The sequence below is a fragment of the Deltaproteobacteria bacterium HGW-Deltaproteobacteria-2 genome, assembly GCA_002840505.1.
GTDB lineage: Bacteria > Desulfobacterota > Syntrophia > Syntrophales > Smithellaceae > Smithella.
The window spans coordinates 91,213-112,022 of the sequence record PHBC01000004.1; the positions used below are offsets into that span (position 1 = coordinate 91,213).

21 protein-coding genes and 2 pseudogenes are annotated in these 20,810 nt (G+C 40.4%); 11 read left to right on the forward strand and 12 right to left on the reverse strand.

Annotated elements, in window-relative coordinates; all coding sequences use genetic code 11:
- Positions 1-18 precede the first annotated feature (18 nt).
- The 9 genes and pseudogenes from CVU62_10510 to CVU62_10550 all read right to left on the reverse strand — a co-directional run bounded on the left by CVU62_10510 (position 19) and on the right by CVU62_10550 (position 6,512).
- Positions 19-915: a prenyltransferase gene (locus tag CVU62_10510; GenBank protein PKN37413.1), complete on the reverse strand. Its 897-nt coding sequence runs from the start codon at positions 913-915 to the stop codon at positions 19-21.
- 115 nt (positions 916-1,030) lie between these two features.
- The gene (locus CVU62_10515) at positions 1,031-1,996 is read right to left on the reverse strand and encodes a tRNA dihydrouridine synthase DusB (protein ID PKN37414.1); all 966 of its coding nucleotides are present in this window, start codon (positions 1,994-1,996) and stop codon (positions 1,031-1,033) included.
- Positions 1,997-2,157: 161 nt separating this feature from the next.
- Positions 2,158-2,922, reverse strand: a complete 765-nt coding sequence (locus tag CVU62_10520) for a hypothetical protein (GenBank protein ID PKN37415.1) — start codon at positions 2,920-2,922, stop codon at positions 2,158-2,160.
- Between the two features lie 60 nt (positions 2,923-2,982).
- Positions 2,983-3,969, reverse strand: a complete 987-nt coding sequence (locus CVU62_10525; GenBank protein ID PKN37416.1) for a hypothetical protein — start codon at positions 3,967-3,969, stop codon at positions 2,983-2,985.
- A gap of 538 nt (positions 3,970-4,507) precedes the next feature.
- The gene (locus CVU62_10530; protein ID PKN37417.1) at positions 4,508-4,759 is read right to left on the reverse strand and encodes a hypothetical protein; all 252 of its coding nucleotides are present in this window, start codon (positions 4,757-4,759) and stop codon (positions 4,508-4,510) included.
- A gap of 41 nt (positions 4,760-4,800) precedes the next feature.
- Positions 4,801-5,049, reverse strand: a complete 249-nt coding sequence (locus CVU62_10535; GenBank protein PKN37418.1) for a hypothetical protein — start codon at positions 5,047-5,049, stop codon at positions 4,801-4,803.
- A gap of 252 nt (positions 5,050-5,301) precedes the next feature.
- Positions 5,302-5,574, reverse strand: a complete 273-nt coding sequence (locus CVU62_10540) for a transcriptional regulator (protein PKN37419.1) — start codon at positions 5,572-5,574, stop codon at positions 5,302-5,304.
- A 391-nt stretch (positions 5,575-5,965) separates the two neighbouring features.
- Positions 5,966-6,217: pseudogene (locus CVU62_10545) on the reverse strand (hypothetical protein).
- Positions 6,218-6,332: 115 nt separating this feature from the next.
- Positions 6,333-6,512, reverse strand: a complete 180-nt coding sequence (locus CVU62_10550) for a hypothetical protein (GenBank protein ID PKN37420.1) — start codon at positions 6,510-6,512, stop codon at positions 6,333-6,335.
- Between the two features lie 340 nt (positions 6,513-6,852).
- Between CVU62_10550 and CVU62_10555 the strand changes: the two genes are divergently transcribed.
- From CVU62_10555 to CVU62_10585, 7 genes are all read left to right on the forward strand, one after another.
- Positions 6,853-7,836: an ornithine cyclodeaminase family protein gene (locus tag CVU62_10555; GenBank protein PKN37421.1), complete on the forward strand. Its 984-nt coding sequence runs from the start codon at positions 6,853-6,855 to the stop codon at positions 7,834-7,836.
- A 252-nt stretch (positions 7,837-8,088) separates the two neighbouring features.
- Positions 8,089-9,930: a hypothetical protein gene (locus CVU62_10560; protein ID PKN37422.1), complete on the forward strand. Its 1,842-nt coding sequence runs from the start codon at positions 8,089-8,091 to the stop codon at positions 9,928-9,930.
- 188 nt (positions 9,931-10,118) lie between these two features.
- Positions 10,119-10,646 (forward strand): hypothetical protein, encoded by a 528-nt coding sequence (locus tag CVU62_10565; protein PKN37423.1) that lies wholly within the window; start codon positions 10,119-10,121, stop codon positions 10,644-10,646.
- 352 nt (positions 10,647-10,998) lie between these two features.
- Positions 10,999-11,931, forward strand: a complete 933-nt coding sequence (locus CVU62_10570; protein ID PKN37424.1) for a hypothetical protein — start codon at positions 10,999-11,001, stop codon at positions 11,929-11,931.
- A gap of 193 nt (positions 11,932-12,124) precedes the next feature.
- Positions 12,125-12,742 carry a hypothetical protein gene (locus CVU62_10575; protein PKN37425.1) on the forward strand — a complete coding sequence of 206 codons (618 nt, stop codon included), beginning with the start codon at positions 12,125-12,127 and terminating at the stop codon, positions 12,740-12,742.
- A gap of 57 nt (positions 12,743-12,799) precedes the next feature.
- Positions 12,800-14,809 carry a serine hydrolase gene (locus CVU62_10580; GenBank protein PKN37426.1) on the forward strand — a complete coding sequence of 670 codons (2,010 nt, stop codon included), beginning with the start codon at positions 12,800-12,802 and terminating at the stop codon, positions 14,807-14,809.
- A gap of 126 nt (positions 14,810-14,935) precedes the next feature.
- Positions 14,936-15,949: a hypothetical protein gene (locus CVU62_10585; protein PKN37427.1), complete on the forward strand. Its 1,014-nt coding sequence runs from the start codon at positions 14,936-14,938 to the stop codon at positions 15,947-15,949.
- 70 nt (positions 15,950-16,019) lie between these two features.
- Here CVU62_10585 and CVU62_10590 read toward each other — a convergent pair whose 3' ends face one another.
- Both CVU62_10590 and CVU62_10595 read right to left on the reverse strand, forming a co-directional pair.
- Positions 16,020-16,661: a hypothetical protein gene (locus CVU62_10590; protein ID PKN37428.1), complete on the reverse strand. Its 642-nt coding sequence runs from the start codon at positions 16,659-16,661 to the stop codon at positions 16,020-16,022.
- Positions 16,662-16,693: 32 nt separating this feature from the next.
- Entirely contained in the window at positions 16,694-16,882 is a 189-nt protein-coding gene (locus tag CVU62_10595; GenBank protein PKN37429.1) for a hypothetical protein, read from the reverse strand.
- Positions 16,883-16,922: 40 nt separating this feature from the next.
- Here CVU62_10595 and CVU62_10600 point away from each other — a divergent pair, with 40 nt between their 5' ends.
- From CVU62_10600 to CVU62_10615, 4 genes and pseudogenes are all read left to right on the forward strand, one after another.
- Positions 16,923-17,480 carry a hypothetical protein gene (locus CVU62_10600; protein ID PKN37430.1) on the forward strand — a complete coding sequence of 186 codons (558 nt, stop codon included), beginning with the start codon at positions 16,923-16,925 and terminating at the stop codon, positions 17,478-17,480.
- A gap of 79 nt (positions 17,481-17,559) precedes the next feature.
- The gene (locus CVU62_10605) at positions 17,560-18,135 is read left to right on the forward strand and encodes a DUF4126 domain-containing protein (protein ID PKN37431.1); all 576 of its coding nucleotides are present in this window, start codon (positions 17,560-17,562) and stop codon (positions 18,133-18,135) included.
- A 44-nt stretch (positions 18,136-18,179) separates the two neighbouring features.
- Positions 18,180-19,145, forward strand: a pseudogene (locus CVU62_10610) (RNA methyltransferase).
- 461 nt (positions 19,146-19,606) lie between these two features.
- Positions 19,607-19,888 carry a hypothetical protein gene (locus CVU62_10615; GenBank protein PKN37432.1) on the forward strand — a complete coding sequence of 94 codons (282 nt, stop codon included), beginning with the start codon at positions 19,607-19,609 and terminating at the stop codon, positions 19,886-19,888.
- Between the two features lie 283 nt (positions 19,889-20,171).
- Here CVU62_10615 and CVU62_10620 read toward each other — a convergent pair whose 3' ends face one another.
- The gene (locus CVU62_10620; protein ID PKN37433.1) at positions 20,172-20,768 is read right to left on the reverse strand and encodes a hypothetical protein; all 597 of its coding nucleotides are present in this window, start codon (positions 20,766-20,768) and stop codon (positions 20,172-20,174) included.
- Between the last annotated feature and the right edge of the window lie 42 nt (positions 20,769-20,810).

A 20,810-nucleotide genomic window follows, 5' to 3' on the forward strand; every position in this document is an offset into this window, starting at 1 on the left:
CATCCGATCTATTTTCTATTACAACCGGTGGCTAAGGAATAATCCCAAGGCAACCAGCACCGGCGTACTGATATTGAGAATCACATTTTTAACCATGAACGGAATGAGGCTGGGGATATCATCGGCATTGCGAATGACGCCAAACATTACAGGCACGGCCAAAATCAATGTTAACAGCCCGATCAAGGCTCCCGGGGGAAGCACCCGCAAAAGACATCCGGCAATGATCGCTACATAAGTCAAACCCAGAAAAACAGTATATATTATGGCGCTGGACTTGCGCCCGATCTTTATTGGAAAATGGCTCCGGCCAAATTGCCTGTCCGCCTCAACATCAGGAAATTGATTGAGAAGCAACAGATCGTTAACCAGAAAAAACGGCACCAGGGAAGCCACCGCCGCAGTCCAGGAATAATGTCCGGTCAACATGAAATCGGTACCCATCACCATCAACGGCCCGAATCCAATGCCGGGAGCAATCAGACACAGAATCGGACTGCGCGTAATGAGCGGAGTATAGGCATAGATTATCATAATCCCGAGGATGCCGACGGGTAGTAGCCAAGGCCCGCGTTCCATCAGGAAGTAGATTCCGATACAGACCGTTAAAATCAGACTAACCAGACCGGTAATCAGGGCCAGATGGGCTTTTTCAGGGTTTTCAGGCAAACTCTTGGTCCCGCCGGAAAAGGGTGTGGCTTGGGTGATAAGATCGAGGCCACTCTTGAAGTCATGGTATTCGTTGAGGGCGTTCACGCTGATATGCGCCAAGAGAGAGCCTATTAATATAAGGACAATAAATACAGGGTTAAGAGAGGCTCCCGACCAAAAGGCGATGGCGACCCCCAGCAGCACGCAGGCCGGGGTTAAAATTAGAAAGTTTGGCCGCATGGGGCCAAACAAAGCATTATTCATAAAACCTCCATTGAATGGATATGTTATTTCGCGGCGGGAGTATATGGATAATGATCTGCCGTGTCAATTGAATATTAAGCCAATATTAATAGCTTTTCAGGGGATAATTCAGCCATCAAGTTTCAATGCACTTCGCTTCTAAAACTTGGGCCTCATTAAATATTTTATTTACGACATCAATATAATTATCCCTGTGATGTGTTTTCCATATTCTCTTTTTTATTTTTTTTCCGTTTTCAAAAAAGTCTCCCATATAAGTCCAAATTTCTTTCATTTTATTGGTTATATGCGAGGGACCGGATAAAATTTTCAAATATTCATCGAATAAATTATCATGGAAAGCCCTCATGATTTTGATTTTTTCATCATAAGGCTTTTCCGTATTGAATTTAATTTTTTCCGCGAGGAATGGGTTTGCGATAAGACCCCTGCCGATCATCCACCGCTCTATTGATCCAAACCGTTTCTCAAGCATCTCCAGTTTCTCCAAAGAATCTATATCTCCGTTATAGACAACCCTGTGTTTCGAGAGATTAAGACACTGCTCGAAAATATCAAAATCAACGTTACCTTCATACATTTGCAAAGCAGTCCTTGGATGTATGATCAGTTCATCGAGCGGATATTGATTGAAAATGGGAATAAGCTGCAACACCTCGTCAGGATATTTCAACCCTATCCTGAGCTTGATCGATAATTTCGGTTTTATTGCAGGCATGGTTTTTTCAAGAAAAGATGCGATCCTGTCCGGATAACAAAGCATACCCGCCCCCCTACCCTTTTTCACAACCATGGGAAACGGACAGCCGATGTTCCAGTTTACAGTTCCGTACCCGATGTCGTATAACGCATTGGCGAGTAAGATGAAGTCATCCGGTTGAGAACTCATTATCTGCGGTATCGTCGGAATACCCGTATTTTGCCCGGGATAAAATTCGCGCAGAAGGTTATTCATCGATTTCATTTTCTTCGATGCGGAGATGAAAGGTGCAATCGCGATATCAACTCCCTTAAAATATACAGGAAACAGGTTGCGATAGATCCTGTCGGTTATCCCCTGGACCGGTGCAAGGTATATCATGGGTAATCTCTAAATCCTTTTTGGCGGGCAAAAATTTATTTAACATTTTCTGATTGCAGAAGGTTTGTCAAGAATTAAAGTTGATAGTATATTCCGTGGACACCCTACTGGTTTTTTCTTGGGGAAAGAATTCAGGAAATACAACAAACCACTAAACAGATTTATTTTTTCGGAATCCGATAAGGTATCAGCATTGGTACCTGCGAGCTGTATTCACGGTACTGGCTTCCGAATTCGCAATGAAGATCCCGATCCTCCAGATATGTGCCGATAATCATCCAGATACTCCACATGATATTGAATATTAACCTGTCAAGGGTGAGCACAGGATAAGCCCAAATTAGAATTATCAGAAATAGATACAGGGGATGGCGAACCCAGCGATATGGCCCCTTCGCCACTATCTGTTGCGGTTTATCCTGTTTATTACTTATATAACGCATCAAGGGCTTGACGCCAAGCGCATCAAAGGAACCGAGAGATAATACCCCCCATAATAATGCAGCCAGGCAGAGGCAAAATAAAGCGCAAATCAGCAAGAAAATAATGCCATCGGCGCGAGCTACGAGAATGGAAGATTTCTGCCAGAAAACTAATACCAGTATCAAGGTAATAATTGATGTCAATCCATAGAAGGCATTATGATATCTGTCCGGCATAAATTTTCCAAGCCATTGTTTGAATCCTCGGCGAACGACTATACTGTGTTGTAGAAAATATATGATCGATAAAAAAGCGTCTATCAGTAGTGCATCCCTTGCGCTAAGTCCCAGATCAATTATGGTATAGGAGCCCATAATAATGAAGAGCCCAAACATGATTGCTACTACGGGACCGAGTATACATAGAATCCAGATTAGTATCACAGTTTTTGCATGGTTCTTGATGAGATCGGGATTTAAGGTTTTAATCAAAAGACCTATCATATTATGATCCTTATTAAATAATATCCAAAAACATTTATGTTAAGTGTTTCTCAATTAAGATCAAAGAAGCAAATTTACTTTTTGGGCAATGTTCTCCGAAAGCTGCTGGCATTGATGGATACCTCTTTTCTCTTTAAACTTTTGAAGACCGCAAGGTTTATCCACATCTAAACTGGAAATAGCCGAACAATCACAGCTTCCATATGTTTCTTCAACCATCTTATAAAGCGCCTGGCATTTATCAAAGGTTTTTGCCGCCTTGAATACCTTTTCGTTACTCCATACCTTATCGTTCTTCAACAGCCCTTGATAAAATATTTTTACGGTATCTTTGTAATCTCTTTCATGGGGATTAACACCATCTTTTAACCCAATAGCCAATACACCACCAACTACAGCACCACACAAGGTACCGCTGAAACCGATCCCACCGATGAAGCAGTCGATGGAGTCATTGAGAACGGAAGTATCCAATCCATTTAACTCCTCAATTTTCTGTAAAGTTGACTTGCAACAATGAAACTGGCTGGATTGAAAATGTTGATAGATATCTCGAATTGCCTCTTTTCTAACAGAATCAACACCAAAATGCTCAAGTTCATTCCTGCCAAACAGGTCTTCAAGAATTCCGGATCCTTTATACAACATCTCAAAGCATTTCATTGATCGGCCCGTTAGAATGGCTTTACGAAAATTTTTTGCCAGATGCTTCCCGCCGTGAACATCTCCGCAATTGCATGTTCCCAAGGTGTTTTTCGTTCTATTATAAAATTCATTGCTGTAAAAAGCGATCTTCCATTGTTCTTCAGAATTAGCAAATAACGGATAAAGTTTCTTTCCCAAAAGCATGGCACCCCCGTTGACCATACCACAAACATCTCCCATGGTGCTTACTCCGGCACCAAATCCGGTGGCGGCTTTAAGAAAAGAAACATCTACCGTCAATTGATGTTTATCGGCTAATGATATCAGCATTGAATGTGCACAGCTAAAATATTTGATAAAATTCTTTACCGATAATCTCTTGATCTCTACTGAATTTACCATGATTATCTCTTTAATCTAGCCTAATGAAAATTGGGAAAAAACAGCTTGTAAGACTAGGGAGACTAAATTTATCTTTCACCTTCCGTCTTACAGCTCAACGATCAATCGTATTTGCTTAACGGAAAGTCCACAGTTGCAATTCAATAATTTTTGTAAAAAGCATAACCTTGACGTTTTCGCGATCTCAATACAATTGTCCCGTACTGCTTGTCTTGCTTATTTCCGTCTTCTCGGGAATAAAGATTAGTTGTATTTTTTGATTACTTCTTTTCTTTCGTTTTCAGGCAGAGATTTGAGATATGATTTCCATCCCGGACACCAGCTAAGATGCCATTTCCAGATTTTGCTGATTATGGAATTCGGCTTTTTATCATAACGTGATTTCATGCTGCAATTCGCACATTTACTTTCCATGATAAATCCTCCTTAGATAATCTTGCATCAACCCGAATAATGTTAATTTAAAAGTCGCCACTGCCGGCAGACAATTACTGCGAGATAATAACACTTCTTCTGATTTTAGCCATCTCTATTTTTGCTATTTTAATGATGACCCCACTCTATTTCTCAGGGCTGCTGTAATAAACCAAATACCTGCGAAAATTAACATAAGCGGCCAAAACATTGTAATTAATTCAGATGGCAATAAATTCGCTTCTTTCCCAAACCAAAAAAGTCCAATGACGATAAAGAATATTCCACAAAAGATGCGGCTGCTTCTTCCTCCACACATCCCATAGCAGTGAGTTCTTTTACTTATTATCGCGCTTAAATTATGATTTTCCGACATGGATCTACCCCTCCCTTATTATTAAATCACTTACGTTTTAATTAATTATTTACTCTGTCTTTTGATTTTTCATCTTGTCCTTTACAACATTGTTCAATTTTAGCCCGGCATGCCTCAAAATCAAATTTGCCATCTTTTATGCCGCAGAACTTTTTCATCATTTGTTCACAGCTTTTGAAATCAATTTTTTTTGTTTTTTCTTCTGCTGATCCGGCATTACAACATTTGCCCATAAAAGACTCACAGAATTCAAGCCCCTTGCTTTTATTCACTTCTTCTTTTGCAGACATAAAATACCCCCTTGTTTTTATATTTCTATATTTCGATATATGTCTAAATATAATATTTTTTATTCTTTTGTCAAGAGTATTTTTACAGAAACATAAAAATACTCCATATCTCTTTATGGTTTAACTACTTATGATTTATTCAAATTAAGCCGGAGGGGATATTTTCGATTTGTGGCAACAATCTTTTCTTTTATTTTTTTTGTCGCCCGTAAGATATTCAACCATCATCCCGATGGTTTCATCTACAGGCATTCAAAGAATTGTCTGGCCTCTTCTTTCGCACTTGATGAGTCCGGCATTACGAAGTTCTTTGATATGATGAGAAATGGTGGAAAGGGAAATATTAATATTGCTGGCAACGTTACATACGGAAGGCTGATTATCGTTACTGAGCATTGCCTTCGCCCGGCAAAGTCTGATATTTTCAAAAACTGCAAGACGAGTTTCATTGGATAAAGCCTTAAACGCGGCCGACATACGCCCCATATTTTTGTCGCTTTTTTGTTTTCTTGATTTTTCCGCCATAGATTTGACCTATTTGTTTTATTTAGATGTTTATACATCTATAGAAATATAATATAATTATTAGTTATTTTTGTCAATCGTTTTATAATTGAAGCTCCCTGCAGCAAGCCGCGGAGAGCTTCAATTATAGTTACCGGAATATCAGGAGGGCTGATTCTTATTTTTTCTTTTTGGTTTTTGTCTGCGATTTTTTGGCAGTGGAGGAAAAGTTTACCATGCGCCAGACATTCTCATCTACATACTTTTTATATTCTTCGCAGCTCTTCTTATAGGTGGCAGTTAAGTCTTCCATGGTCTTTTTCAGATCCGGAGGCATCCAGTTTGCCTGATTTAAGTAAGAATTGAACATATTCTCGGCCTGGTCATGGAACTTGGCCATCGTATTGCTGTCGAAGAATGTCTCGACCTTGGCGTATCCTTCATCTATGGCTTTTTTGAAATCGTCAATACCCTTCTTGCATGCATCTTTCCATTGATTCATGACCTTTTTTCCTTCATCACTTATTCCGGGAGTCTGGTCAACAAAAGTCTTCATCAGCTTCTCGGCCTGGCCCTGAATCGTAACCATCATAGAAAAGCAGTTTTCAAATGACTGTTTATGGAAATCAATCGCTTGTTTTACCATTTCCTTATTATCCATAATTAGCTCCTTTTGTTTGCAGTATAATTATTAAAAAAGTTTTTTAATGCTACTACCAAAAAAACAATTGTCAAGATGAAATGTGCGATCATTGGCCATACTCTTTCATCAATAATTTTTATATGAGAATTAAGGTGAAGATCGCTTGATCGATAAGAAGGCCTTCTTTTAATCTGCAATCAATAAGTTTGAATATTTTCCTCTTTAAAAAATAATAAATAGTGATATTATAATACACGATGCGTCGGGGGAAACTAATTTTAACATTAATTTTTACACACAAAAGAAGGAGAATCATATGTTGAAGTTGCTGGGGATTCTGCTTAATTTGGGAGTTTTGGCATATCTGGGACATCAGGCGGCAGCATGTCTGGGCATGGAACAAATAGTAGATGTTAATACCTGGCAAAATCCTTGGATTCTTTCATTTATAGGTGTTGTCGCTTTGTTCATTGTTCTGAGAAATTAGCGATTAATTCCATCGCTTAAGGGGGCGTTGCATCTTTGGGGTGCGCTCTTTGTGGCGCAATCAGTTTTTAATTTCCTATTGTAATGATTTCTTTAAAAATAATTGACTTGCAAACAGAACTTCCCTATATTCCACCCAGCTATATCCATGAGGAGAATTCTGATCTTTCATGAAAACATTTATTCTCACAAGGCACGATGTTGAAAAAATACTTACACCCCCTGTAGCGAATGAAACGGTGGAAAAGGCTTTTAAGGCATACAGCCTCGGATGCGTGGAGATGCCCGCAAAAAGCTATTTGTATTTCCCGAAGGGTGATTTGCGATCCATGCCGGCTTATATCTCCGGTGAAGGCTTTGACATCGCCGGTGTTAAATGTGTCAATGTACACCCTCAAAATGCGGCAGGCAATTTGCCGGCCGTCATGGCTGTTATCATTTTGAATGATCCGCAGACAGGATTTCCGCTGGCTGTGATGGACGGCACCTACCTGACCTGCCTGCGAACCGGCGCTGCCGGGGCAATAGCGGCAAAATATCTCAGCCGGGAAGATTCGGAAGTTGCTGGATTTGTCGGTTGCGGCGCTCAGGCGCGGGCTCAGTTGTCGTGTCTATTGGAGATTCGCAATATCCGGAAGATCAAAATATGGCAATTTCCAAAGGACAAGGATTGTGTTCAGGAATTTAAAAGGTGGGCGCAAACTACATATGGAATGGAAACTAAAGTTTCTTCCCACATGGATGACGTTACAATGAATTCCGATATTGTCATTACCACAACGCCATCCCGCGCTCCTCTGGTGAATTATGTTTCTCCGGGGACGCACATCAATGCTATCGGGGCAGACGCACCGGGTAAACAGGAAATCAATCCGAAGATATTAAAACAAGCAAAAGTAGTGGTTGATGACTGGGCACAGGCATCCCACAGTGGTGAGATTAATGTGCCGATAAGCATGAAGCAGTTAACAAAAAATGATGTGTATGCGTTATTAGGAGACATCGTGGCCGGAAAGAAGAGAGGAAGAACCTCAGCCAAAGAGATTACGCTTTTCGATGCAACCGGATTGGCCATTCAGGACATTTCCTGCGGTTATATCGTTTATAAAGCGTTAAAAAACAAACGGGGTATTAAAAGCATCAAATTGTTTTAGTCGGCAATAGCAGATTCTGTGTAATCGTCTCATCCATTTGCACTGGATTTCAATGCAAAGGACACCCCCGGGAACACACCTTTTAAAATGACGTTTCTTTCTTCCAATAACGAACAAATTGTCAAACTATTTAAATATACTAGCTTTTAATCCTTAAACAATAAAGCCCACGCTCGCAGATGAAAATCTAAACCTTACATTGTTGTTATTATTTCCTTTGACACAAAATCTTTATTCATATAATTTTACGTAATGAAACAAAAAGAAAAAAGAAGCAAAGCCCCATCGCCGGATACTTCCCCAAAGCACAAAAGAGCGGAAAAAACGCTACATCAAAGTGAAGAAAGATATCGAACTATTCTGGAAAACATGCAGGAAGGCTATTTTGAAGTTGACCTTAACGGTAACTTCACCTTTTGCAACGATTCGTTGTGCCGGATTCATAAGCGCTCAAGAGATGAAATGATGGGAATGAATAACCGGCAGTATATGGATAAAGAAAACGCGAAAAAAGTTCTTGAAGCATTTAATAAGGTTTACAAAACAGGTGAACCAATGCTGGAAATTGATTGGCAGATTATAAGAAAAGACGGGGTTACGCGATATATTGAAGCATCTGTATCATTACTGAAAAATTTATCAGGCAAACCGATAGGATTTAGAGGAATTACTCACGATATCACCGAACGCAAGCTGGCAGAGAATGCTCTGCGGGAAAGCGAAGCAAATTATAAACAGCTTTTTGATAACTCACCTGCTGCAATATATCAAGTTGATTATAAAAGCGGAAAATTCTTAAAAGCGAATGATGCTTTCTGCAAATATGTTGGCTGCAGCCAGGAAGAAATAACTTCACTAAGTCCATACGACATTTTGACTGAAGATAGCAAAAAACTGTTTTTAGAGCGTATTGGAAAAATAGCTCAGGGTATAAAAGTTCCGGAGATAGTAGAATTTGAAGCAATTGATAGAAAAGGTAAACTCTGGTGTTTTCAACTGCACGTTAAAAATATTTACGACGCAGAAGGCCATGTGGTCGCTGCCGATGTTGTTGCGCATGACATCACCGAACGCAAAACAGCGGAGGAATTGCTCAGGCAAAGCGAAGAAAAATATCGACTTCTGGCAGATCACATGAAAGACCAGGTGTGGCTCATGGATCTTAACCTGAAAATAACATATATAAGCCCATCTGTGGAAAAGTTACTTGGATATAACTTGGAGGAGCTTAAACAACTTTCGTTAGATAAACTCCTTACGGCAACATCTTTACCTCAAGCCATAGAGTTATTTTCAGTGGAGCTGTCCAAGGCGCTTCCAACTTCTAAACCCTCATTCTTAAAGCATTTGGTGGAATTTGAATTCCGCTGTAAAAATGGCAAAACCTTATGGGGAGAATGCTCATTTAGTTTCATCCGGGATAAAAACGGGAAACCCGTATCCATCCTGGGTGAAGGCAGGGATATAACCGAGCGCAAGCTGGCGGAAGATAAACTTCAACAAACTCTCAAAAGTCTAGAGAAAGCGGTTGGCGTAACTATTGAGGTTTTAGTGACCGCATTGGAGGCCAGAGATCCCTATACGGCAGGGCACCAGTGCCGGGTTACAAATCTGGCCTGTGCCATTGCTGCTGAGATGGGCTTGGATCAGGGGAGCATTGAAGGACTCCGCATGGCAGGTTCCATACATGATATTGGTAAGTTATCCATACCTGCAGAGATATTGACAAAGCCGACTAAACTTACAGATATTGAATTTTCTCTGATTAAGGTACACTCTCAAACCGGATACGATATGTTGAAAGATTTGGAGTCTCCATGGTCTTTGGCGCAAATTGTTCAACAGCATCATGAGCGAGTAGATGGTTCCGGCTATCCAAAAAATCTAAAATTGGATGAGATTCTGATGGAGGCACGGATCTTGGCTGTCGCCGATGTGGTGGAGGCTATGGCTTCCCACCGTCCGTATCGTGCGGCTCTGGGTATTGAAAAAGCCCTCGAAGAGATTGAGAGAAATAAGGGTATTCTTTATGATACTGCCGTTGTAGATGCCTGTCTGAAATTATTCCAGGAAAAGGACTATAAACTTACATAATAAGGGAACACTCTTTCAGTTGATAAGCCTCAATTCTGACGATATTTATATCAGAGATACCACCTTTCAATCCGTTATCAATGAAAATGAGTATTTCCCCTATTTTAAAATAAATTAATTGTGTTATTATGATATTCAAATTATTGGGAAAGACAAAGTTTGGATATTAATTGTCGGGAGGAAGGATAATGAAAAATATTAGTTCAGTTATTTCTTTATCGTTTCTGGTTCTCTTTCTACTTGTAAATCCAGTTAATGTTTATTCGGAGTCGGTGGAATCGCCACAGAATATAGAATCATCGATTTTAATACCTGCAAAACCGGACAGTAAAGTGTGGGAGTATTATTGGAAAAATCTTTATTACAATAAAAAAAACATGACTAAATCATCTAATATTATATCAGTTTGGAGTTACCAGGTTGTATCCGATGCTGGCAAGAAAGAAATGATTGATAATGTAAAAGAATTTTATAATTTTGAGACATCCATAAAATACCAAAACTATGACCACAATTTATATTTGGATGAAATTGATTGTAAGAAGAAGCTGACAAGACTTAAAGAAATCGTGCATTATGATAATAAAGGAAATGTTTTAAATAGCCATAAATTTAACAATAATAAAGACTGGAAAAGTATTCCACATGAAACTATATTGGAAGTGTTATACAATAAAGTTTGTGTAAAACCGAACAAATCATCGAAGAAAAAGTAATTTAAGTTTTCATTTTCTTATTTATCAGGATTGGTTCTTGTCTCCTTTATATGCAGAATATCAGAGCAAAGATATACTAATTTATTAAAAGGTAAATTATTCAGCCGATCGCTTCGCTCCTGCTGATTTTTTTGTTACACCTTTCAACCAGTAACCATCAATTAAGACAGCCACCCACTACTTAAACTAAGGTAAAAGAAACACTTTTTCTGTAAGTGTAATTGACGAATTCTGAGAGTTATGCAACATTACACGTTAACTATCAAGGAAATCTGAACGCTAACTTAACATGTGGTCCTAGCATTGAGGGTGGTTCACATTTCAGGACAATAAAATACAGAGGTATTTTACATTGGGTAAAAAGAGTATATTTAATGGTATAAAAAATAATATAGGGAAGATTATCTTCAATATCAACAAAGAGAGACTATTATGTGAAGGGTTGAGACTCACATACTTTGTTGGGAGCCATTACAGCATTGATGATTTTGGCGGTTATGAAACAAGGCATGTCTCTACCATTAGATTGTTAACAATGGCATTAACTATTGCAAAGGAAAATATAAAAAATAGTTTTTCTGTTGTCATTAATACTGCTGATTATGCTCAAGACAATACTCCTCATTTTACATATGCAAAATCCGAAGATCAGACTAATGTCATCCTAATACCTGATTTTATTATGGACAGTTGGCCTGTCTGCGGAATTGATGATTATACGGCAACTGTAAATGCCATGGTGGAAAAATCAAAAGAAAAGGTTGTATATGATAAACTGTTTTGGATTGGAAATATAACAACACATAAATCAAGAGTAACTTTGTGTGAATTAGCACAAACAGATAATCGTATTGAAACAATTGCTATGGATTGGCAGCGTAATGAATTTAAAGTTCTCAAAAAACAACCGTCAACAATTTTTATTTCTTTACTGGAACATTGCAGATATAAATATTTAATAGATATACAAGGTTGTGGCTATTCTGCCAGAACCAAAATACTATTGTTTTCCGGTAGGCCTTTATTTTTAGTTGACCGGCAATGGCATGAATATTTTTATAAAGATATAAAGCCTTACACGCATTATATTCCGGTTAAAGAGGATTTGTCTGATTTAATTGAAAAATTAGATTGGGCTGACAATCATCAGGAAGAAGCACTTAAAATTGCAAATAATGCTCAAGACTATGCAATTAATAATTTGACTCGTGGAAAAGCGGTCGAATATTTAGCAAATGTTTTAGTAGAATATTCAAAGAATTACCCTTATATTTTAAGAGATTAGCGCCGATTAAGGGATTCTTTTTTTACCCTCTTTCAATCAATAATCATCAATTATTTTAAATCTTACAATTGTTTTTTCGTAATTGAAAGAAACACTTTTTCTGTAAGTGTAATTGACGAATTCTGAGAGTTATGCAACATTACAAACGTTAACTATCGAGGAAATATTAAATTTAACTTAACATAAGGACACTATGCAGATCATTATCATCAGACACGGTGAAACGCTTTGGAATAAAGAGGGACGGGTTCAAGGAATAAGTGATGTTGAGTTAAGCTCTGTAGGACTTGAACAGGCCCGGCTTCTGGCCTTATCCCTAAAAGATCATCCCATCAGCGTGATCCATACCAGCCCACTGAAAAGGGCGCTGAAAACAGCGGAGATTATCAACGAATTCCATCAAAAGGAAATTCATATTCATGATGACCTGATGGAAATAGACCCGGGAGACTTTGAAGGTGTTTACTATAAGAACCTTGTAGTCAGCGAAAATGATTTTTTGAACAAATGGGCTGCTAATCCGGCTTCTGTCAAAATGCCCAACGGAGAATCATTGACTCAACTTCAGGAGCGTGCTTGGCGCGCCATGGAAATAATCATTAACAAAGATGAAAACGCATTGGTAGTTGCCCACAACTTCACCATTGCGGCTATTGTCTGCCGGATAAGAAGCATCAGCCTCAACGAATTCCAAAGTTCCCTGGTAGGCAATGCTTCCAAGACGATCGTCAACTTTCAAAAAGATGGTATTTTCATCGAAACGTTTAATGACCGCAGCCATCTGCAGGAAGATATAAAATCATTGGGATGATTTAGTGCCGGGAGTCAATTAAGCAATATATTATCAAAACGAAAAAGGGAGGGAGTCATGTCAAAAACCAAAATTATCGGTGTAGTTTGTCTGTTGTGCATGCTGGTTACTGCACTTGCGTTAGGCGAGGCGACTCCCTATGAAAGCGCAATTACTGAAGCCCGCAGCGGAATCTGGAAAGCCATAAACACCGGCAAATGCGGAAGTGCCACAGCTGCCATAATGGTTGATGGCAAAACCGTTTATGCCGAAGGCTTCGGTATGGTAAATAGAGAGAAAAGCATCCCTGTCAATAAATCTACTCTATTTAATATAGGCTCTATCAGCAAGGTGTATGTAGCTGCTGCCATAATGCTGCTCGTTGATGATGGCAAGGTTTCGTTGGATACGCCGGTCATGAATTATCTTCCCGAATTCAAGATGGCTGACGATAGATATAAAAAGATTACTGTAAGAATGTTATTAAACCACGTATCGGGCATACCGGGAACCGAGGGTTCGAATTCATTCGGGTTTAAATATGATGACAACGTAAAGCAGGAAACAATTAACACTTTAGCCCGCGCACATCTTAAGCATGACCCGGGAGCAATGCAAGTATATTGCAATGACGGATTTACATTGGCGGAAATGATCGTGGAACGGGTAAGCAAGAAGAAATACATCAATTTTCTTAATGAAAGGATATTTAAGCGGCTGGGCCTGAAAAATACCGGTATGAGCGTGGCTGAAATCAAAGGTCAGCCTGTAGCTTTGTATTATGACGCTACAACGGGAAAAAATCATCCGCTGGAAGCGCTATCAGTTTTAGGCGCCGGTGGATTATCATCAACTGCCGAAGAGCTGTGTCGTTTTGTAGACGCCTTTTCCAGGGAAAATAAACTCTTAAAAAAAGCATCTCTCGCTGAGATGAAAAAGGCTCAGCCTTCAGCATTTGCGGGCAAGCTAAGGAATCCCTCGCTTTCGTTTGGGCTGGGATGGGATATGACAGGCTTTCCGCAGTATGATGCGGCCGGAATTCAGGTATTAGGAAAAAGCGGCGGCACTGGTAATTACTCTTCGATGGTTTTCACCGTTCCGGACAAAAGAATATCTGTAGCTGTCATTGCTTCCGGAATTGAAAGTGGTGCGATGAAAATAGCGCTGGATATGTTGGATGCCGTACTGGTTGATAAAAAGTTCATTGCTAAAAAAGAGAAATCCCTTTTGATACCGCCGGAACCACAGAATTTACCGCAAGATTATGCTTCATTCAGCGGTTATTATGCCAGCAACGCTAAATTCGGCCAGGTCGTGTTTGATGCGGATAAAAACACTGTTACTTTATTTAGTTTTAAGGAACAGGAGAAAACACCGGCAATCACACTCGTCTATAATGATGGCTATTATCGCGATCCCGAAGGTGGCAGTTACTATTTTACCAGCATAGGCAAAGAAAGCTACCTGGTGAATAGTCTATCCATAGCCAACGATATGATCCTGATGCAAAAAATAAATCCAATAGAAAAACCGCAAAGTCTCAAAATCAATATGGATGGCAAGGTTTGGCTTAGACGTAACGTTTCTCCCTTTGAGTCGGTTATGTCTGCTGATTCGCATTTTGCGAAATCATTATTGTACAAAGACCTGCCGGGATATGTGGTTTTTCAGGGTATCAAAAGGATAGAGTCTCCTGAATTCGCGGGCATGCCCTTTGACTCTGTCCGTGACCAGACAGAACTTACCCTTTTGGAAAAGGATGGCGACACATGGGCGTGGGTTTCGGATATGTTATATAGTCCCGCCCAGAGTGCTGTTGCTTTAAAAACAGGAGAAAATTCTGTAAAAATTGGAAGCGCTGGATATAACGAGTGGCTGGTAGCAAATGAAAACATGATTTTAAGTTTTACAAAACCCCAACGGGGAAGAATAATCATATTCTCTTCTGAGGATACCACAACCTATGATAGCGCAATAGATACAGGCAACGCATTTGCCGCCAAGGGCAGTTATATTGAGTCTGCTGGTTTTGTAAACGACGTTTTTACAATCAAAGCCAAGCCGGCAACGGCCCAGGGGAAAAATTAAAAGATTTTAATTATTGCCAGCACTGATGTGTGTGAAGCTTGCATGGGGGCCAAGCTTTATTCTTGACAGTTTTGACCATCTCGGTTACTTTAAAGTGCCAGCAAGAATAAACAAAGGAGAACAAGCATGCGAAAAACAAAAATGATGAGATATGCACTCATGGTTTTCTTGCTTTTACCCTTGATCACGTTCGCGCAGTCACAAGAAATAAAAAAATATAAAATTATTAAAGGAGACACCCTTTGGGATATTTCTGAAAGAGATTTGAACGATCCCTTCATGTGGCCGGCAATTTGGAAACTAAATAAATGGATAGCGAATCCTCACTGGATCTATCCCGGCCAGATAATCAAGATTCCTCTCTATCTTCTTCAAAAAGAAAAGAGCGAAGAGGATGGTGCTGCGGAATCTGCAACTGCATCTGCAGGAGAGACGTTTTCATATCAAGGGCAACCATCTCCAGAAGAAGAGGTAAAAAAAGAAACTCCAATAAAATATCCCCTCGTCAATAGGAATACTCTCATGATAGGCGGCTACATTGCTGACTTAATTCCCGGAGTCGGAGAGGTTGACGACCTATCTTCGCACCAAATAATCACTGGTAGCGAAGATATCGTCTATCTTACTACTGACCATCCAGCCAAAGTAGGGGACAAGTTTTATGTGATAAGAGCCTCCGGACGTATAAAGCATCCTATTACCGGAAGAAAGATTGGTTATGTTATTACGATCAAAGGGATAGTTGAAGTCGTGAAAATTACAAACTGTGATACAACGGCAAAGATCACGAAATCCTTTAGCGAAATTCAGGCAGGTGACCGCCTTGTTTCATATTACGATATAGAATCTCCGATGACTGAAGGAAAATTTCGCACTCCGTATATCAATGGTATGATTATCGCCACCAGCAATAACATAGCACTTCAGTCTATGTTAGACATCGTTTATATCGACAAGGGATGCGAAGATGGAATCGAGGCAGGAGATATGTTCAGGACAATCGAAGTGGATACTCACGCAGTACCGAACGGCGTGATACAGGTAATAAGCTGCAGGGAACATACAGCGACGGCGATAATAAAATTCAGCATTACACCAATTTCAGCCGGCAATATCTTCACCGGATTGAAGAAGAAATAAACTTTTAGTAGAGTGATCATTAATTAGTGCCAGTAACCTGCTTTTCTTGGGATAAGAAAAGCGCACATATTTATTTTTGATCAATTTCACTGTGCGGCCCTATTCCCGGTTTGTAATCCATCTCGCCAGCAGGATAAGGTTTTAAAAGAGACAACAAATCAGATATTTTAGAGACGTCGCTTTGCAGCCATATGTTCTCCTGTTCACCGGATACAATAACAGGCATGCGATCGTGAATAGGCGCAATCAGTTCGTTGGCGGCAGTGGTAATGATTACACAGGTATTAATTTCCTTCTTGTCCGGTGATATCCATGTTTCGTAAAGGCCGGCAAACCCGAAAGGCCGGGCTGACTTCAAATAAAAATACAGGGGCATTTTACTTTTGCCTTCTCTCTTCCACTCGTAAAATCCATCGGCAACGATCAGACACCGTCTTTTTTTTAAAGCATCTTTAAAACTGGGTTTTTTATCCACTGTTTCAGCACGGGCATTAATCAGTTTTTCGGCAATCGAAGGATCTCTTGACCATGATGGAATCAGCCCCCACCTGTAACACACTAATTGATTTATTCCGTTATGACAAATTACAACAGGCACTGATTGGCTCGGCACTATATTCCAACTCGGCTGGTGTTCACACGATATATTCTGAATATTAAATCTTTTTTGTATATTCTTTAAATCGGTTATCAATACGAATCTGCCGCACATAGCATCATCCTCTTAAACTTTATCTAATTGTTTTAATTATAGCAGATTTCCCGATTACGCACCGAATAATTATAGAATTTATAGAAATCATCCAGACAGACAAAAGAATTTTCACTCAACATTTGACTGAATTCGAGAACTATGTAAAAGTAAAAAGCCGTAATGACAAGAATAATTGTTACGCTGCCGGAAACAGGACAGCTTGTGAAACAAATAAGCATCCTGATTTTCTCAAAATAGCAGGAGGTGAATCAGCAAATAATGCAAACCTTATGGGAAGCAAAAAAAGAAAAAATGCACACGCGAAGTATCGATGTGACATCATATGCCTATGATGAGCACAGAATCATTATAGAAGGTTCTCTCAAAGATGATCGTTTTCAGGAAACATATTCGTTTACCGGTGATAAGTTCCACACCGGAGTAATTCACCATATGATCATAAAGCTTCTGGTGAACTGTACGAATCTGATGATCGAAGATGTTGATGTTGAAATGCCATCTATCCCACGGGAAGCATGCCGAGAAACAATCGATTGTCTGGCTCCCATAAAAGGGCTGACAATTACCAAAGGTTTCACGGCAAAAATCAAAAAAATAGCCGGGGGCCAAAAGGGCTGTACTCACCTTTTAGAACTGCTCCAGACAATGGCTCCCGCAGCCATTCAGGCATTTGCCACACATCGATCAATGAAACGTACAGTGTATGATCCCGAACGCACAAAATTGATTCTTGCCTTTCTTCTCAATACATGCCGGATCTGGCGCGAAGACGGTCCCCTGGTTGAAACGTTTAAAAAGAATCTCAATATTAAATAAAAATAGAAAAGAAATCTTATCCTGGCTGGTAACCAACTTTTAAAATACTTTTTTCATAAAATAAAGGTAGCATAACCATATGGAAACCATACTGGGGATAACGGTTGGAATCGGTTTGAGCGCGGCATGCGGCTTTCGTGTTTTTGTTCCGTTGCTGATTATGAATCTCGCGGCATTGAGCGGACAAATCCAGTTCCCCGCCAATTTTGCCTGGATTGGCAGTACTTATGCGACGGTTGCCTTCGGTACGGCAACTATTTTTGAAGTCCTCGGTTATTATGTTCCCGGAATAGATCATGTTCTGGATATAATCGCTACACCGGCTGCCGTAGTTGCAGGAACAATAACAACAGCATCAATGGCTGTTGATCTGTCTCCTTTTCTAAAATGGACTCTGGCACTAATTGCCGGCGGTGGAATAGCCGGACTGGTACAGGGAATGACTGTCGCGCTACGAGCGAAATCTGCAGTGGCCACGGCAGGAATGGGCAACCCTTTGATATCAACTCTGGAACTCATCGGAGCCGTTATTTTAGCCCTGCTGGCAATTATTGTTCCTATCATCGGCCTGATACTGATTGTAATATTTTTTGTTTTTGTTTTCAGGAAAATGGGCAGGTTGATATTTTGCAAAAAACAATCCGGTACGAATTAACTCTGCCAAGCTTTGTGCTTATCAAAATAATCATACTGTGTTAGATGAGTGGCATGTCAATCTGGAATCAGAAAAATAAAATACTTGTAACCTGTCCGAAAGGTGTATCGCCTTATTTAAAAGAAGAGATTGAGGCATTGGATTTTCCTGTTCTGGCCGAGTGGGACACTGTAATTCAAACCCAGGGCACTCTGCAGGACACAATGATTCTTAATATGTACCTGCGCACCGCACAGCGGGTACTTTATCAATTGGATAAGCTGATAGTTAATACACCGGAAATCCTTTATAAAAAAATCAATTCCATCCCATGGGAAAATCTTCTTCATGATTCCGGCAGAAAGGCCTATCTTTGCGTGACCTCCATTGCCGATAATCCACTAATTACCGATTCCCGTTTTGTCAATGTCAAGGTCAAGGATGCCATTGTCGATCGAATACGCGATAAATGCGGTAACCGGCCCGATTCCGGTCCGGATAAGGACAGGGCCGTTGTTCATGTTTACTGGAAAAACAATCAGGCTGATGTTTATCTGGATACCTCGGGAGAACGGCTGACACTGCGCGGCTATCGCAAGATTCCTCTTCAGGCGCCCATGCAGGAAACGCTGGCGGCAGCAGTGATTTTGGCCACCGGCTGGAGGGGTGAAAGAAATTTTATCAACCCCATGTGCGGCAGTGGAACTCTAGCCATTGAGGCCGCGTTTATCGCCTTAAACCGGGCACCAGGCTTATTACGCAACAATTATGGATTTATGTTTATTAAAGAATTTCCCGAAGATTACTGGCAGGAATTGCGCAAGAAAGCCAAAACCAACGCCCGGAAAATATTGCCGGCAAAAATCATTGCCACGGATATTGATAAAGCAGCAATAACTGCCGCCAGACAAAACGCGCAAACAGCCGGCGTTGATCACTTGATCGAATTTAATGTTTGTCCTTATGAAAGAACTTCTATACCAGCGGGCGGCGGAATAATAATTTTAAATCCCCCGTACGGCGAGCGCATGGATGCCACCATTACAAAACCGCATTCAACAGATTTGCGCGGCAAAAGAGAAGCGGCTATAAATGGCCGTAAAATTATCATTCGCAAATCAGTAGACAGATATGACAACGTCGGCCACGTCAATGCCCGGTATCTCCAAATACTGGAGGCAACTTATAAAGGTATTGGCGATTTTTTTAAAAAGATCGGTGATGGTTATCGCGGCTATATTTTTACCGGTAATTTAGAAATGATCAAGAAGGTTGGTCTGAGAACAAAACAACGCGTTATCCTATATAATGGTGAAATCGAATGCCGACTTCTCGAATACGAGCTCTACACGGGCAGTCAGAAATCATCTACCTCCGATAAATATTTAGATAGGTAAGAATAGGTAGACCTGGCAATCGACAAAATCCACAGCTGGCAAAGTGCTGGTAAGATAAGCCGGTCCGCATTGATTAAAAAATATAGGAGGCAAGTATGGATGAGATATTTGCAAAAAAAGTACGGACGGCAGCAGTAGCCGGATGGTGGACTGTATTAATCGCCTATTGCATTCTGCTGATTCAATGGCTTGCCTATTTGCTTATTATACCCAGACAACCTGCAGAAATGCTTTGTTTATGGGGCGAAGGCATCACCTGGCAGGAAATCCGTACTATCTGGTTATGGGCGATGGTGGCATATAAGCTCGTCGTTGCCATGATGGTCTTTGTTGCCATCTGGCTGACACTTTGGGCAAGGCAATTGTCAAAAAAATAGAATTGATACCATTTCTAAATCAAAGCGCTATTTTGTTGGTCCCGATTCATCGGGATTGTCGGCTTCCTCAAAGTATTAATAATACGCCTCGTCTCTTCCGCCAAGCTGACTTAATATCATCTTTAATTTAGGATTGGTATGATAGTTTTAGCTTGTATTTGTTTCTTCCTGTAATATTCAAAATAGATTCTCAATCGTGTCTACAAGCTTTTGATTTGATCTTTAAAGTTAAATAAAAAATTATACGCTCCACCAGGTCAGTGAGTATATCGGAAGCGCCTCCTTACATCATATTCATCATGATGAGTAAGATGATGGAGATGGCCCACAGATAAAAGGTTATGATAGACTTCCGCACGGCATCACCAGCGCAGGCGTATTTTTCATGTACCACGTTGGCGATGTCGTTGATGCGGTAAGTTAAATCTTCAACGATGTCCTCATAACTCATTCCCTCAAACTGCGCCTTGTATTCATGAGCCTTCTCGCATACATTATCCCCCCTGAGCTTGATGATGTCAGCAAAGTAGATCAGTCCCGGCCTGCGAGGCGGTTCATTTGCTTGCGGTTTAATCCTTGGGGACAACACCATGGCTGACTTGGTAGCCGAGCGGATGAAGGCAATGAAGAAGGCAACAACCAGCAAGACGGACAGGATCCAGACAACCAGCTTCATCGGTTGTACCGGAAACGAAATGATGAGTTTGGATAGATTGGGTCCGTAGGAAATGGCCCAAAAGCTATGGATGGCTAGGATGATACCTGCCTTAGTATCGGCATTGGCCGTAAGCCCGGCCATTCGGTCGTAGACCTTGGTCAGAAACTCAACCTTTTCTTTAATCGGAATCGGCGTTTGATTTATTTTTTTAACCTTATCCATGAAGAGGTCCTCCTAAGTAAGGGCTAACAATTCCAAACAGTT

Coding starts and splice junctions, on each gene's coding strand:
- CVU62_10510 (PKN37413.1), bottom strand. CDS start 915: ATGAATAATGCTTTGTTTGGCCCCATGCGGCCAAACTTTCTAATTTTA.
- CVU62_10515 (PKN37414.1), bottom strand. CDS start 1,996: ATGATATACCTTGCACCGGTCCAGGGGATAACCGACAGGATCTATCGC.
- CVU62_10520 (PKN37415.1), bottom strand. CDS start 2,922: ATGATAGGTCTTTTGATTAAAACCTTAAATCCCGATCTCATCAAGAAC.
- CVU62_10525 (PKN37416.1), bottom strand. CDS start 3,969: ATGGTAAATTCAGTAGAGATCAAGAGATTATCGGTAAAGAATTTTATC.
- CVU62_10530 (PKN37417.1), bottom strand. CDS start 4,759: ATGTCGGAAAATCATAATTTAAGCGCGATAATAAGTAAAAGAACTCAC.
- CVU62_10535 (PKN37418.1), bottom strand. CDS start 5,049: ATGTCTGCAAAAGAAGAAGTGAATAAAAGCAAGGGGCTTGAATTCTGT.
- CVU62_10540 (PKN37419.1), bottom strand. CDS start 5,574: ATGGCGGAAAAATCAAGAAAACAAAAAAGCGACAAAAATATGGGGCGT.
- CVU62_10550 (PKN37420.1), bottom strand. CDS start 6,512: ATGATTCTCCTTCTTTTGTGTGTAAAAATTAATGTTAAAATTAGTTTC.
- CVU62_10555 (PKN37421.1), top strand. CDS start 6,853: ATGAAAACATTTATTCTCACAAGGCACGATGTTGAAAAAATACTTACA.
- CVU62_10560 (PKN37422.1), top strand. CDS start 8,089: ATGAAACAAAAAGAAAAAAGAAGCAAAGCCCCATCGCCGGATACTTCC.
- CVU62_10565 (PKN37423.1), top strand. CDS start 10,119: ATGAAAAATATTAGTTCAGTTATTTCTTTATCGTTTCTGGTTCTCTTT.
- CVU62_10575 (PKN37425.1), top strand. CDS start 12,125: ATGCAGATCATTATCATCAGACACGGTGAAACGCTTTGGAATAAAGAG.
- CVU62_10580 (PKN37426.1), top strand. CDS start 12,800: ATGTCAAAAACCAAAATTATCGGTGTAGTTTGTCTGTTGTGCATGCTG.
- CVU62_10585 (PKN37427.1), top strand. CDS start 14,936: ATGCGAAAAACAAAAATGATGAGATATGCACTCATGGTTTTCTTGCTT.
- CVU62_10590 (PKN37428.1), bottom strand. CDS start 16,661: ATGTGCGGCAGATTCGTATTGATAACCGATTTAAAGAATATACAAAAA.
- CVU62_10595 (PKN37429.1), bottom strand. CDS start 16,882: ATGCTTATTTGTTTCACAAGCTGTCCTGTTTCCGGCAGCGTAACAATT.
- CVU62_10600 (PKN37430.1), top strand. CDS start 16,923: ATGCAAACCTTATGGGAAGCAAAAAAAGAAAAAATGCACACGCGAAGT.
- CVU62_10605 (PKN37431.1), top strand. CDS start 17,560: ATGGAAACCATACTGGGGATAACGGTTGGAATCGGTTTGAGCGCGGCA.
- CVU62_10615 (PKN37432.1), top strand. CDS start 19,607: ATGGATGAGATATTTGCAAAAAAAGTACGGACGGCAGCAGTAGCCGGA.
- CVU62_10620 (PKN37433.1), bottom strand. CDS start 20,768: ATGGATAAGGTTAAAAAAATAAATCAAACGCCGATTCCGATTAAAGAA.